Origin of the sequence: Saccharothrix sp. BKS2 (genome assembly GCF_047689505.1) — a bacterium.
GTDB classification, from domain to species: domain Bacteria; phylum Actinomycetota; class Actinomycetes; order Mycobacteriales; family Pseudonocardiaceae; genus Actinosynnema; species Actinosynnema lopnurensis.
The window spans coordinates 337,540-351,866 of the sequence record NZ_JAUQOL010000005.1 but is presented as its reverse complement, the minus strand read 5'-3'; the positions used below and the strand labels follow the sequence as shown (position 1 = coordinate 351,866).

Below are 14,327 nucleotides of genomic sequence, written 5' to 3'. Positions count from 1 at the left end.
GGGCGTCGATCCCCTCGTCGAGCAGGTAGCTGCCCTGGTGGCAGGTGTCCTCGGCGACGTGGGAGCGCCAAGGGCGGTCGATCGGCCGGTTTTCCCGGAATCTCTTGAAGCCCTTCGGATCAAATCGGCGTTGGACGCGTCGCACGGCACCGACGTGCCGCTCTCGCTGCTCTTCGAGGGGTGTACCGCCGAAGGGCTGGCGGAATTCATCCGAGTGCAGGAACCGGTCCTCGGCGCCCCTCGACGGAGAATAGAGCACGACGCCGCGGCGAGGTTCGAACCGTTTCCGCTCACCGACGTGCAGCAGGCGTACCGACTCGGCTCGGACGACCTCGAACTGGGCGGCAGGTCCGCGCACTTCTACCTCGAAGTGGATTTCCTCACCGCCGGTGCCGAGGAGGTCGAGGAAGCACTCAACCGGCTGATCGCGCGGCATGACATGCTGCGTGCGGTCGTGCGCCCGGACGGCCGCCAACAGGTCCTCGCCGAAGTGCCGCGCTACCGGGTCCGGCACGCCGACCTGGCCGGGTTGCCCGAGGCCGAGGCGCGAAGCCGGCTGGAGGCCACCAGGGCGGAGCTGTCCGGGCAGGTGTTCGACCACGGCTCCTGGCCGCTCTACGAGGTGCGCGGGCACACCCTGGCGGACGGTGCGCTGCGGTTGCACCTGAGCGTCGACCTGGTCATGCTCGACGCGAGCAGCGTCCAGCTCCTGCTCACCGAGCTGATCGGCCTCGTCCTCGACCCCGACCGCGAGGACCCGCCGCCCGCGGTCGTGTTCCGCGACGTGGTGCAGGCCGCCGCGCACGAGGACGAGGCGCACGCGCGGGCACGCCGGTACTGGCTGGACCGGTTGGCCGCGCTGCCCCCGTCACCGCGGCTGCCGGTCCGGCCCGGTCCGATGCCCACTCGCCCGGCGTTCACCCGCCGCCAGGTCCGCCTGCCCGCGCACGCCTGGGAGGGGCTGCGCGGCCTGTCCCGCACGATCGGGGTGACCCCTTCGGTGCTGCTGTGCGCCGCCTACGCCGAGGTGTTGCGCGTGTGGAGCGCGTCGGCCCGCTTCACGCTCAACCTCACTCTGGCCGACCGCCCGGCCCTGCACGCGGACGTCGAGCGCGTGGTCGGGGACTTCACCGGCACCCTCCTGCTGGAGTGCGACCTGGACCGGAGCGGGTCCGTCGCGGAGAGCGCCGCGACGATCCAGGCGCGGTTGCGCGCGGACCTCGCGCACACCGGCTTCGGCGGCGTCCGGGTGCGACGCGAGCTGGCCCGACGCGGCGGACGGGCGGACATGCCGGTGGTGTTCACCAGCCTGCTGCGCGAACCCGGTGGTCTCGGCGCGCTGGAGGGCGTGGCCTTCGACGTGGTGCACGCGGTGTCGCAGACGCCGCAGGTCTACCTCGACAACCAGGCGCTGTTGCTCGGCGGCGGGCTGGTGGTGGCCTGGGACGCGGTGGACGAGGTGTTCCCGGCGGGTGTGCTGGACGACATGTTCACCGCCTACGTCGACCTGCTCGACCGGCTGGCGCGGGACGAGGCGGTCGTCGGCGCACCGACGCCGGTGTCGCCGCCCGCCCGCTCGCTAGCGGTCCGGGCGCGGGTCAACGACACCGCGGGTCCCCTACCGGAGGAACCGATCCACGCCGCGGTCGATCGACAGGTGGCGCTGCGCGGGGACGCGCCGGCGGTCATCACCGACGGTCGGGTGTTGACCTTCCGCGAACTGGACGCCCGCGCCAACCAGGTGGCCCACCGCGTGCGCGCGCTGGGCGCGGGCCGGGGAGACCTCGTCGGCGTGGTGATGCACAAGGGCTGGGAGCAGGTGGTGGCGGTGCTGGGCGTCGTCCGCGCGGGCGCCGCCTACCTGCCGGTCGACGCCGGGCTGCCCGCCGCCAGGATCGCGCAGCTGCTGTCGGCGGGCCGGGTCTCCGCGGCGCTGACGCAGGTCGGGACGGACCTGCCCGCGGGTGTGGCAGTGCTGGCGGTGGGGGAGCGGCCGTGGGAGGGCGTGCCCGGCGAACCCGTCGACGGGCCCGTCGCCCATCCCGACGACCTGGCCTACGTGATCTTCACCTCCGGCTCGACCGGTGTGCCCAAGGGCGTCATGACCAGCCACCGCAGCGCGGTGAACACCCTCTCCGACGTCAACGAGCGGTTCGGGGTCGGACCGGACGACCGGGTGCTGGGCGTGTCCTCGCTGAGCTTCGACCTCTCCGTCTACGACGTGTTCGGCGTGCTCGGCGCGGGCGGGGCGGTGGTGCTCCCCGGTGTCGAGGACGTGCGCGACCCCGGCCGCCTGGCGGGCCTCGCGCGGCGGTACGGGGTCACCCTCTGGAACACCGTGCCCGCGTTGTTCGAGATGCTCGTGGAGCACGGCGAGCAGTCGGGTGAGCCGCTGCCCGGCGCCCTGCGCCTGGTGCTCCTCAGCGGCGACTGGATACCGCTGTCCCTGCCCGGCAGGGTGAGCGGACCGGCGCTGCACGGCCTCGGCGGCGCCACCGAGGCGGCGATCTGGTCCACCTGGCACCCGATCACCGGCGTGGAGCCGGGGTGGCGGAGCATCCCCTACGGCACACCGCTGCGCAACCAGTCGTTCCACGTGCTCGACGAGGTGATGCGACCGAAGCCGGACCTCGTGCCCGGTGAACTGTTCATCGGCGGCGCCGGGGTGGCCCGGGGCTACTGGGAGCAGCCGGCGCGGACCGCCGAGTCGTTCCCCCGGCACCCGGTCACCGGTGAGCGGCTCTACCGGACGGGCGACCTGGGCCGGTACCTGCCCGACGGGAGCATCGAGTTCCTGGGCCGACGCGACGACCAGGTCAAGATCGGCGGCCACCGGGTCGAGCCGGGAGAGGTGGAGGCCGTGCTCGGCGGCCACGCGGGGATCCGCACCGCGGTCGTGGTCGCCACCGGCGAGCCCACCGGGGCCAAGCGGCTGGTCGCCTACGCGGTGCCGGCGGCGGGCGCCGACGTCGACGCGGCCGGGCTGACCGCGTTCCTGGGCGAGAGGCTCCCGGCGTACTCGGTGCCGGCGGCGGTCGTGCTGTTGCCGTCCCTGCCGCTGAGCGCCAACGGCAAGGTCGACCGCGCCGCCCTGCCCGCGCCGGAACCCGACCCGGTCGACCCGCCGTCCACCCCCGTCGAGCGGGCGCTGGCACGGGCGTGGACGGCGGTGCTGGGGGTCGAGCGGGTCGGCAGGCACGACGACTTCTTCGCCCTCGGCGGTGACTCCCTGCTGGGCATGAGGGTGGTGGCCAGGATCGCGGAGCAGGGCCTGCACCTGACGGCCGGCGAGTTCCACCGCAACCCGACGGTGGCCAGGCAGGCCGCCGTGGCCCGCACCCGGACGGCCGTCGACGACACCCCCGGCGCGGAGGCGTCGAGCGGGGCGATCGGCCTGACCCCCGGCCAGCGCTGGTTCTTCGAGTTGGGCCTGCACGACCCGGACCACTGGAACGGCATGTGGCCGGTGTTCGAGGTGGACCGCCTGGACACCGACCCGCTGGCCCGTGCCCTCCACCTGGTGGTCGGGCGCCACGAAGCCCTGCGCACCCGCTTCCGCGCCCGGAACGGTCGTTGGACGGCCGAGATCGCGGACCCCGCCGCACCGGACCCCGCCGCACCGGACCCGGTTGTCGAGGTGTCCCTGGCCGACGTACCGGACGACGAGCTGGAGCGCCGCGTCGGCGAGCACGTCGCGGAGCGCAACGCGAGCCTCGACCTGGCCGACGGCCCGCTGGTCCGGCTGACGTACTTCGACCTGGGACCGGCGCGGCGCCCCCGCCTGCTGGTCTCCGCGCACTGGCTGGTGATGGACTACTACTCGTCGAGGGTCTTCTTCGAAGACCTCAGGACCGCCTACTCCGCCATGGTGTCGGGGGAGCCGCCGCGACTGCCACCGAGGACCGCGTCCCTGTCCACCTGCTTGGCCCGGTTGGAGGAGCACGCGGCGAGCGACGACCTGGCGGCCGAACTGCCGCGGTGGAGCGCCCTGGCCGACCTCGACCCGCCGCCACTGCCGGTGGACCACCGCCTGGGCGAGAACACCCAGGCTTCCGCCGCGCGCCACTTCGTGCGCGGCGGGAAGCCCGCGGCCCGTGACGAGCTGCTCACCGCGCTGGTGCGCGCGGTCACCGCGTGGACCGGGCAGACGGAGCTGCTGGTGGAGCTGGAGGGGCACGGTCGTGGCCGGGCCTTCGGCGAGGTGGACGTCTCGCGGACGGTCGCCAGGCTGTCCACCCTGACGCCCGTGCTCCTGCGCGCGGACGGTCCCACCCCGGTCCGCGACCAACTCGCGGCGGTCCCCGACGACGGCGCGGGGTACGGCGTCCTGCGCCACCTGCACCCGGACCCCGGGGTCCGCGACCGCCTCGCCGCCGTGCCCCGACCGCAGGTCGGGTTCAACTCCTGGGGGGACGTGAGCGAGTTCTTCAGCGCCGACGCCCGCCCGCTCGTCGACTCCTTCGGCCACCACCGCGGCGACCTGGACCACCGCCCGCGCGTGCTGGACCTGACCGCGCTCGTCGTCGCCGGCGAGTTGTGGCTGATCTGGGGCTACAGCACGAACCTGCACCGCGGGTCGACCATCCGCGCGCTGGCCGACCGCTTCACCGCGGAGCTGGCCGCGGCGGCGGGGGAGCGGCGGTGAGCGCCTACACCACCCCGGAGGAGCACTTCGGCGCGGCCACCGTGCCCGAGGCCGTGGAGCGGGCCGCGCGCGGCGGGCGGGGCATCACCCTGCTGGACGTGTCCCTGGCCGAGACGCCGCTGCCGTACTCGCTGCTGGCCCGCTCCGCCCGCCGGGTCGCCACGGCACTGGCCGGGCTCGGCGTGCGGCCCGGCGACCGCGTGGCCCTGATCTCCCGCACCGACGCGCGGTTGCTGCTCAGCCTGTTCGGCGTGTGGCGCGCGGGCGCCGTGCCCACCGTGCTCGCGCCGCCCCACCGGCTGTCCGGCCTGCCCGGTCTCGTGGCCGACCTGCGCCACCGGCTCGATCAGGTGGACGCGCGGTGCGTGGTCGTGGCCGACCCGTTCGGGGAGTTCCTCGCCAAGCGGCTGGGGCGGCAGGTCACGACGTGCGGCGAGCTGACCGCCCGGCGCGCCGACCTCGCGCCGCCGATCACCACCGACCCGGACGAGCCCGCCTACCTCCAGTTCACCTCCGGCACCACCGGTCCGTCCAAGGCGGTCGTGCTCACCCACCGGCAGCTGCTCACGAACGCGGTGGTGTGCTGCGAGCGGCTGCTGCTCGACGGTGCCGACAGCGTCCACGCGAGCTGGGCGCCGCTCTACCACGACCTGGGCCTGGTCGCCGTGGTGTCCTGCGCCGCGGCCGGGGTCGGGCTGGTGCTCCAGTCACCAGAAGCGTTCCTGGCCTCGCCCGACTCCTGGGTGGACGCCATGTCGCGCTACCGGGCCACCAGTACGGTGAGCCCCAACTTCGCCTACGGCCTGGCCGCGAACGGGATGCGGGCCCGTCCGCGTGCCCTGGACCTGTCCGCCTTGAGGGTCTGCGGCGACGGTTCCGAGCCCACCAGGCGCGAGGCCGTCGAGGCGTTCACCGAGCAGGGCGCGCGGTACGGGTTGCGGCCGGAAGCCGTCACCCCCATGTACGGGCTCGCGGAGGCCACCCTGTCGGTGTCGATGGGCAGCCTGTCGGAGCCGCTGCTGTGGGACCACGTGCGGCGCGGCGCGCTCTCCTCCCGCGGCGTGGCCGAGGTCGTGCCCGCGCACGCCCCTGGGGCGCGTTCGCTCGCGGTGGTCGGCCACCCGGTGCCCGGCGTGGACCTGCGGGTCGTCGGCGCGTGCGGCGAGCCGCTGCCGGACCGCACCGTGGGCGAGGTGTGCGTGCGCGGCCCGTCGCTGATGCTGGGCTATTGGCAGGACCCGGTGGCGACCGCGGAGGCCGTGCGCGACGGCTGGCTGCGCACCGGCGACCTCGGGTACCTCACACCGGCCGGTCTGGTGGTGTGCGGCCGGGTCAAGGACATGATCATCGTCGGCGGGGCCAACCTCTACCCCGAGGACTACGAGCACGTCGCGTCGCGGGCCGACGGCGCGCGCGCCACTTGCGCGGCGTTCTCCGAGCCCGGTGCCGAGCGGATGGTGGTCGTGGTTGAGCCGGTCGACGGCGGAGATCCCGCCCGGGTCGCCGAACGGGTCATGGACCGGCTCCGGGAGGAACTCGGGCACGCGCCCGACCGCGTCGTGGTCGTCGGCCGGGGTTCGATACCGCGCACCTCGTCGGGCAAGGTGCAGCGCGAGCGGTGCCGGGCGCGGTACTTCGGCGGCGAGCTGCCCGTGGTGGCCGACCTGCCGCGCTGACCCCGGGTGCCGACCCCGGGCGGTGGCCCCGGGCGGTGGCCCGCGTGGTGCGCCCGCACGCGACCACCGCCCGGGGCGCCGGTCAGGTGTTGGCCGGCAGGGTGGTCCCGGCGCCGCGGCGGCGGACCGCCACCAGGTCGTGACGAGCGGTGGGCAGGGTGCGCTCCTCGGCGCCCTCGACGGTGAACCCGGCGTCGGCGATCATCTTCAGGTCCTCCTCACCCGGCTGCCCCTCGCTGGTCAGGTAGTCGCCCAGGAAGATCGAGTTGGCCAGGTGCAGGGCCAGCGGCTGCATGGTCCGCAGGTGGATCTCCCGCCCGCCCGCCAGCCGGACCTCCACGTCGGGGAACATGAACCGGAACGCGGCCAGCACGCGCAGGCACCGCTGCGGCGTCAGCTCCCACCGGCCGTGCATCGGCGTGCCCTCGAACGGGATCAGGAAGTTGACCGGCACCGAATCGGGGTCCAGGTCCTTGAGCGCCATCGCCACGTCCACGACGTCCTCGTCGGTCTCGCCCATCCCGAAGATGGCGCCGGAGCACGGCGACAGGCCCGCGTGCTTGGCCTGCGAGACCGTCTGGACCCGGTCGTCGAAGGTGTGGGTCGAGCAGATGTCGCGGTAGTTCTCCTCGCTGGTGTTGAGGTTGTGGTTGTAGGCATCCGCACCGCTCTCGCGCAGCCGCTCGGCCTGGCCGGGCTTGAGCAGGCCCAGGCACACGCACACCTCCACCTCCGGAGCCGCGCCCTTGATCGCGCCGACCGTCTCGGCCACCCGGTCGATGTCGCGGTCAGCCGGACCGCGCCCGCTGGCGACCAGGCACACCCGCTTCGCGCCCGCGGCGACGGCCCGCTCGGCGTTGTCCGCCGCCTCCTCGGCGCTCAACCACGAGTACTTCATGATCTGCGACTTCGAACCCAGCCGCTGGGAGCAGTAGGTGCAGTCCTCGGGGCACATGCCGCTCTTCATGTTGACCAGGAAGTTCAGCTTGACCCGCGTGCCGAAGTAGCGGCGCCGGACCCGCGACGCGGCGGCGACCACGTCCAACAGGTCCTCGTCCGCCGACCGCAACACCGCCAGCATCTCCTCGGGGGTCGGCCGAACGCCCGAGAGGGCCTTCGTCGTCACCGACTCCAGAACACCGGCGAGAATGGTTTCTGTCATGACGGCCATCGTGGAGCGCCCCGGACAGGGGCGCAAGGCGCTCCCGCACAAATAGTCGGGTGATTCGTTGTTCCTTTCGGTGGGTGCGCCACCTGCCGATCGGGTTCGCGCTGCTTGCTGATCCGTGCACCGGATCAGACCCGCGGATGCGTGATCAGGATCTCACCCGGGTGGTCCGCGCACCGGTGAAAACCATTGCTTCGTCAACTCTTCCCCAACGCAGCGCCACGCTGTCCACCAGGTAGTTCATCGCCGATCGCCACGGTGCGCGACCGCCCTGCCTCGGCAGTTCGTCCAAGGCCCGCAGCACGTAACCGGCGGGGAAGTCCAGGAACGGTTCCCGGGCCGGCTCCGGATCGGTGTAGGTGGGCGTGGCGACGTCATACCCGTGCGCGTCCATGTGGCGGAGGAGCCGTAGGAAGTACTTCGCGACCAAATCGACCTTAAGCGTCCACGACGCGTTTGTGTAACCGATCGTGTATACGAGGTTCGGCACGTCGCCCAGCATCATCCCCCGATATGCCGCGGTGTCGCGCAGGACGACCTGCCGGCCGTCCACGGCCAGCGCCGTGCCGCCGAACAGCGACAACTCCAGCCCGGTCGCGGTGACCACGACGTCGGCGGGCACCTCCCCGCCGGACGCCAGGCGCACGCCGGTCGGGGTGAACCCCGCGATCCGGTCGGTCGTCACCGACGCCTTCCCTTCACGGATGACGCGGAACAGGTCGCCGTCGGGCACCATGCACATCCGCTGGTCCCAGGGGTCGTAACGCGGGTTGAAGTGGACGTCGACCGCGTAGCCCTCGGGCAGCCCCGACACCGCGGCGGCCCGGTGCAGCCGCCGGACCAGCCTCGGGAAACGTCGACTGACCTGGTAGAGCGCTGTGCTCAGCAGGATGTTCTTCCACCTGATCAACGGGTGCGCCACCCGCTCGGGCAGCCCGCGCAGCAGGGCACGGGCCACTGCGTCCTCGGCGGGCAGCGCCAGGACGTAGCCGGGGGAGCGCTGCACCATGGTCACGTGCGCGGCCCGGTCCGCCAGCGCGGGCACCAGCGTGACGGCGGTGGCGCCGCTGCCGACCACCACCACCCGCCTGTCCGTCCAGTCGAGGTCGTCGGGCCATGCCTGGGGGTGCACCACCGGACCGGCGAAGCGCTCGACGCCGGGCAGCTCCGGCGAGTACCCGCGGTCGTACCGGAAGTAGCCGGTGCACATGACCAGGAACCCTGCGGTGCACCGCGAGGTCTCCCCACCACCGGCGACCTCGACGTCCAGCGCCCACCGCCGCCGCTCGCCCGACCACTCGGCGCGCACCACCCGGTGCCGGAACCGGATCCGGCCGGTGATCCCCTCCTCGTCGGCGGTGTCGCGCAGGTACGCCAGGATCGCCTGCCCGCTGGGCATGGTGGCCGCGTGCCGCCACGGGCGGAACCGGTAGCCGAGCGTGTGCATGTCGGAATCAGAGCGGAATCCGGGATAGCGGAACAGGTCCCAGGTGCCACCCAGATCGGACCGCGATTCGAGCACCGCGAAGCGGGCGCCCGGCCGTTCACGGACCAGCCGGCAGGCCATCCCTATACCGGAGAGACCGGCGCCGACGATCACCACGTCGAAGTGCTCGACCGCCATGCCCGAAGCCTGCCGGAAAGGCGCCGAACGCGCCAGGGTCGTCACCCGCAAGTCGTCGTGCAATTCCACACCACAACGCCACGGCACGGTTGACGCTGTTGCTCCGATCAGCGGAGATCGACGACAAACGGGACTTCGCCTTTACCGCGGGAACGGGATCGGTGGCGTCCGGCGTATTCGGTCGGAGTGCGGCGCGTCGTTGGTCGGACCACTCGAACGGCGCATTCCGCCCGTTGTGCCTGTATGGTTACTGTGGCGCAGGCGGCGAGTGGCGTCGTATGAGAGCGGTGAACCGAAGCGCGGTCGGACCGCTGAGCCACGGCTGAATGGTGATCGGTCAAGAGTCTTGCCGCTTCCGAAGAACTCTGTCCACGTTCGATGGAATTCGCAGTCAGGAGAATACGTGTTCCGCATCCGACAGGTCCTGGCGGTCGCCTTGGCGGTCCTGCTCAGCGCGATCTCGATCTCGGCCAGCGCCGCCGAGGCGCCGCAGGGCCACGCGCAGCAGGCCGAGCGGCAACTCTCGTCCATCACGGGCACCTGGTTCAACCAGCTGGGCTCGAAGCTGGTGGTGACCGCGGAACCCGACGGTGACCTGACCGGGACCTACGAGTCGGCGGTCGGCAACGCCGAGAGCACCTACGTGCTGAACGGACGGTACGACACCGCCCCGCTGACGACCGGCGCGGGCACCACCCTCGGCTGGACGGTCAACTGGCGCAACGCTTACCGCAACGCGCACTCCACGGCCACGTGGAGCGGCCAGTACTTCGGCGGCGCGCAGGAGCGCATCGTCACGCACTGGTTGCTGACCTCCAGCACCCTGCCCGCAGACGAGTGGGGCGCCACGCGCGTCGGGAAGGACACCTTCACCCGCACCGCGCCGACCGCGCAGCAGGTCGAACAGGCCAAGGCCCTGGGAGTCGGCTCGCCGGTCGTCTCCTGAGCGGCGACCGCGGCCCGAACGCAACCATCGCCGCCCCGGAGCCGGGGCGGCGATGGTTGCGGTGGAGCCTTCCCGGCCGGCCGCGGATCACCGGCCGTCACAGCGGCGGGTGCATCGCGACGTAAGCCGCGATGCTCTCCTCGGCCGGCCCGTCGGAGACCACCAGACCACCGTCGAACACGATCACCCGGTCGAACCCCGCGACCAGCTCCAGGTCGTGCGACACCACGACGATCCGTTGCGGCAGGTCGTGGATCAACTTGCCGATCCGGCGCCTGTTCCGCAGGTCGAGCAGGGTGGTCGGCTCGTCGAACACCACGTGTTCGGGCTCCAGCACGAGCACCGCCGCGATCGCGAGGAGCTGTTTCTGGCCGCCGCTGAGGAGGTGCGCGGGGTGATCCCGGAACTCCTCCAGCCCGTGGGTGGCGAGGGCGTCGGACACCCGTCGCTGGATCTCGTCGCGCGCCACCCCGTGGTGCTTGAGCCCGAACGCGAGGTCCTCGGCCACGGTCGGCATGACGATCTGCACATCGGGGTCCTGGAAGACGAACCCGACCCTGCGTCGGACCGCCTTGCCCTGCTTGCGGGTGTCGAGGCCATCCACGCGCACCCGGCCCTCGGTCGGCACGAGCAGGCCGTTGAGCAGGCGCGCGAAGGTGCTCTTGCCCGAGCCGTTGGAGCCGATGACCGCCACGCGCCGTTCGTCGAGCCTCAGGTTGACGTCGTGCAGCACCCTGCGGTCACCGAACCGGTGGCCGACGCCCTCGACCTCGATGGTCATCCGACGCCCCCGGCTCGGGGCTCGATCGGCGCGACCTCTTCGATGCGCACACCGCCCCCTCGGATCGGGACACCGGATTCCCCGGACCCCATCATAGGGACGATGGGACGGCTCCCCGCCGGGCCGCCGCCGCGCCTGACCGCCGCGCGGTGACCCGCCGCCGACCGCAGCTGGCGCTCAGCGCCGGCGCGGCGGTTCCGCGTCGAGACCGCGGGCGTCGAGCGCCTCCCCGAGGCCGTCGGCCAGGCGCAGGGTCTTGATCAGCAGGGGGGTGAGGAACGCGAAGCTGCGCTCGACGCCGCGAGCCCTCTGCGCCGCACGCACCTGGTCGGCCTGCTCCTTGATCACCGGGATGAACCTGATGGTCAGCGCCACCAGGAGGCCCACCCGTTCCGGCCGCACGCCCAGCGGTCGCAGCGGCCCCAGCGCGGCCTCGACCGCGACGATCATCGCCGTCGTGCGGGTGGTGAGCGTGACGAGGTTGGCCAGCAGCACCAGCACCAGCACCCGCTCGCCGACCAGCACGGCGTTGCGCCAGTCGGCCAGCACGAACTGGGCGACGACGATCAGCGCGGTGAACGGCAGCACGGGCCGCAGCTGCCGCCACGCGGTGCGCCACGGCACGCGCGCCACCGCGTACAGCAGGACGACTCCCGCGAACGCGATCCCGAGGCCGAGCACCGACCGCACGAGGAACAGCGCCGCTCCCACCGCGAACAGCACCAGCAGCTTCACCCCGGCGGGCAGGGCGTGCACGGGTGTGTCGGCGTCGTGGTAGAGGCTCAGCACTCCGGGCTCCTAGGTCGTCACCCGTTCGACCAGCGTGGCGATGCCCAGCCCGCCCGCCGCGCCGAGCGTGGCCAGGCCGTACCGGGCGGTGGCGGAGACGGGGTCGAGGTCACCGAGCATGTCCGCGAACAGCCGCGTCAGCAGCACGGCCCCGGACGCGCCCCACGGGTGGCCGAGCGCGATCGCCCCACCGCCCCGGTTGACCTTGGCCTCGGGGATGCCCAGCTCGTCGAGGCACGCCAGCACCTGCCCGGCGAACGCCTCGGTGAACTCGACCACCCCCACGTCGCCCAGCGACACGTCGGGGTTGCGCGAGAGCAGAGCGCGCACGGCGGGCACCGGCCCCCAGCCCAGGACCTCCGGGTCGACCCCGTGCGTGACCGAGTCGACCACGCGCAGGCCGCGGCGCGGCCCCAGCTCGCGGAACCTGCGGCCGGACACCACGGCTACCGCCGCCGCGCCGTCGTTGACCGGGCACGCGTTGCCCGCCGTGACCGTGCCGCCGTCGGCGAACACCGGGCGGAGCCGGGCGAGCTGCTCCAAGCTCGTGTCGGGGCGCGGGCACTCGTCCTCGGTGACCAGGACGGTGCTCTTGCCGACGCGGACCTCCAGCGACACCAGCTCACCGGCGAACCGCCCGGCCGCGGTCGCCGCGACGGCCTTGCGGTGGCTGTCCAGCGCGAACCGGTCCTGCCGCTCGCGGCCGATGCCGCCCAACCGGGCGACGTTCTCGGCGGCGACACCCATGTCCGGGTCCCCGAACTCGGCGGGCACGAAGTGCGGCCGGGCGTAGAACCTCGGCGTGCCGTGCAGGGCGGTGGGCCGCTCGACGCGCCACGGCGCGGTGCTCGCGCTCTCCGCCCCGCCCGCGAGCACCACCTCGGCGCCGCCGGAGGCGACCAGCCGCGCGGCGAGGTTGACCGCCTCCAGCCCGCTGCCGCACTGCCGGTCGATGGTCAGCCCCGGCACGTCGACGCCCAACCCTGCGGCCAGCGCGGCGAACCGCGCGGGATTCCCACCGGAACCGCCCGCGTTGCCGATGACGACGTCGTCCACCTCGCCGCCGTCGATGCCGAGGTCGCGGACGAGCGCGACCAGCACGGGGGCGAGCAGACCGTCCACGGTGGTGGTGGCCAGCGAGCCGCCGATGCGCCCGATGGGCGTGCGCCTCGCCGCGACGACGACGGCGTCCCGGTCGTTCACCGGACCTCCCGCACGTCCGGCGCGTTCGCCTGCACCAGTTCGCGCACCCTCCGCCGGTCGACCTTGCCGCTCGCGGTGTGCGGCATGGCGGTCAGCTCCACCAGGCGACGCGGGCACTTCTGCCTCGACAGGTGCGCCGACGCGCGGTCCCGGACGTCCGCCAGGGTCAACCGCGCACCGTCGCGCCAGCGCACCGCTGCGCACACGAGGTCGCCCCAGCGCTCGTCGGGCAGGCCCACCACCGCCACCTCCGCCACCTCGTCCAAGCGCGCCAAGGCCGCCTCGACCTCCTCGGGGTACACGTTCAAGCCGCCGCTGATCAGCATCCCCCTCGCACGGCCGACCAGGTGCAGGTAGCCCTGCTCGTCGAGCCTGCCGACGTCGGCCACGGTGAACCACCCGTCGGCGTCCGGCCCACCCGAGTCCTGCTCCGACAGGTAGCCGGAGAACAGCATGTCGCTGCGCACGTGCACCTGCCCGACCTCGCCGACGGCCACCTCCGCGCCGTCCGGCGAGCGCACCGACACCTCCACGCCGTCGACCGGCCGGCCCACCGAGTCGAGCGGACCGCCGCGGTCACCGTGCAGCACCGACACGAAGCTCAGCTCGGTGGCGCCGTAGAACTCCACCGCGTCCGCCCCGGGGAACAGGGTCACCGCTTGCGCCCGCCGCGCCGGCGACCACTTCGCGCCCACGGACAGCAGCGACCGCACCCCGGGGAACACGTGGCCCGGGTGGTGGCTCGCGTGCTCGAGCAGCGCCTCGAACATGGTCGGCACGAGGTAGAGGCGCGTGATCGGGTGCCGGTCGAGCTGGTCGAACACCGCCGCCGCGTCGAACTTCGGCATGAGGTGCGCGGTCGCGCCCACGTGCAGGGCGTGCAGGGCGCCGTAGAGGAAGTGCGAGTGACCGAGCGAACCGGGCAGCAGCACGTGGTCGGTGTCGTCGATGCCGAACTCCGCCTTCGACCGGTCGAAGGTGCGCAGCCACGACCGGTGCGAGCGGACCGCGCCCTTGGGGCGCCCCGTGCTGCCCGACGTGAAGGCCACGTAGAACGGCGCGCTGTCCGGGACCTCCGGGAGCGACGCGGTACGGGGGAGATCCCGCCACCGCGCGAAGTCCGGACCCGGCACCTCGACCACGGCGCCCGGCGGCGCGTCGCCGACCGGCGACCCCGGCGTGCAGAACAGCCGCGCGGGCGGGGTGTCGCGCAGGATCGCGGACAGCTCCGTCGCGCTCCACGCCGGGTCGAACACCATCACCGGCACGCCCGCGACCGCACCACCGCAGAAGATCTCCAGGAACTCCGGCCGGTTGCCCAGCAGCAGGGCGATCCGCGCGGTCTCGTGGTGCTCGGGGCGCAACTCGGACCGCAGCGCACCCGCCACGGCGACGGCGCGGTCCCGCAACTGCCCGAACGTGCGCCGCTCACGGCCCAGCACGAGCGCCTCCCGATCGGGGGACACTCGCGCGTGCGTAAGGAAACCGTCGATGA

Annotated in this window: 9 protein-coding genes; 3 read left to right on the top strand and 6 right to left on the bottom strand. The window is 73.2% G+C overall.

Going from position 1 to position 14,327, the window contains the following annotated elements; translation table 11 throughout:
• Nucleotides 1-298: 298 nt before the first annotated feature.
• Both Q5530_RS12695 and Q5530_RS12690 read left to right on the top strand, forming a co-directional pair.
• Complete coding sequence (locus Q5530_RS12695) at nucleotides 299-4,645, top strand: amino acid adenylation domain-containing protein (RefSeq protein WP_415362382.1); 4,347 nt, start codon at nucleotides 299-301, stop codon at nucleotides 4,643-4,645.
• Complete coding sequence (locus tag Q5530_RS12690; RefSeq protein ID WP_415362381.1) at nucleotides 4,642-6,321, top strand: AMP-binding protein; 1,680 nt, start codon at nucleotides 4,642-4,644, stop codon at nucleotides 6,319-6,321. Before Q5530_RS12695 ends, Q5530_RS12690 begins: the two co-directional genes overlap by 4 nt.
• A gap of 82 nt (nucleotides 6,322-6,403) precedes the next feature.
• Here Q5530_RS12690 and bioB read toward each other — a convergent pair whose 3' ends face one another.
• On the bottom strand, nucleotides 6,404-7,483 hold the full coding sequence (gene bioB, locus Q5530_RS12685; protein WP_415362380.1) for a biotin synthase BioB: 1,080 nt from the start codon (nucleotides 7,481-7,483) through the stop codon (nucleotides 6,404-6,406).
• Nucleotides 7,484-7,637: 154 nt separating this feature from the next.
• Complete coding sequence (locus Q5530_RS12680) at nucleotides 7,638-9,113, bottom strand: flavin-containing monooxygenase (protein WP_415362379.1); 1,476 nt, start codon at nucleotides 9,111-9,113, stop codon at nucleotides 7,638-7,640.
• A gap of 403 nt (nucleotides 9,114-9,516) precedes the next feature.
• Between Q5530_RS12680 and Q5530_RS12675 the strand changes: the two genes are divergently transcribed.
• Nucleotides 9,517-10,059, top strand: coding sequence for an avidin/streptavidin family protein (locus Q5530_RS12675; protein ID WP_415362378.1), 543 nt, complete (start codon nucleotides 9,517-9,519; stop codon nucleotides 10,057-10,059).
• Between the two features lie 97 nt (nucleotides 10,060-10,156).
• On the opposite strand, the gene Q5530_RS12670 is transcribed toward Q5530_RS12675, so the two are convergent.
• The 4 genes from Q5530_RS12670 to Q5530_RS12655 all read right to left on the bottom strand — a co-directional run bounded on the left by Q5530_RS12670 (nucleotide 10,157) and on the right by Q5530_RS12655 (nucleotide 14,298).
• Complete coding sequence (locus Q5530_RS12670) at nucleotides 10,157-10,840, bottom strand: energy-coupling factor ABC transporter ATP-binding protein (RefSeq protein WP_415362377.1); 684 nt, start codon at nucleotides 10,838-10,840, stop codon at nucleotides 10,157-10,159.
• A 177-nt stretch (nucleotides 10,841-11,017) separates the two neighbouring features.
• A complete protein-coding gene (locus Q5530_RS12665; protein WP_415362376.1) occupies nucleotides 11,018-11,629 on the bottom strand; it encodes an energy-coupling factor transporter transmembrane component T family protein in 612 nt (203 codons plus the stop codon).
• A gap of 9 nt (nucleotides 11,630-11,638) precedes the next feature.
• Nucleotides 11,639-12,832 carry a thiolase family protein gene (locus tag Q5530_RS12660; RefSeq protein WP_415362375.1) on the bottom strand — a complete coding sequence of 398 codons (1,194 nt, stop codon included), beginning with the start codon at nucleotides 12,830-12,832 and terminating at the stop codon, nucleotides 11,639-11,641.
• Nucleotides 12,829-14,298: an AMP-binding protein gene (locus Q5530_RS12655; RefSeq protein WP_415362374.1), complete on the bottom strand. Its 1,470-nt coding sequence runs from the start codon at nucleotides 14,296-14,298 to the stop codon at nucleotides 12,829-12,831. The genes Q5530_RS12660 and Q5530_RS12655 overlap by 4 nt, the downstream gene beginning before the upstream one ends.
• Between the last annotated feature and the right edge of the window lie 29 nt (nucleotides 14,299-14,327).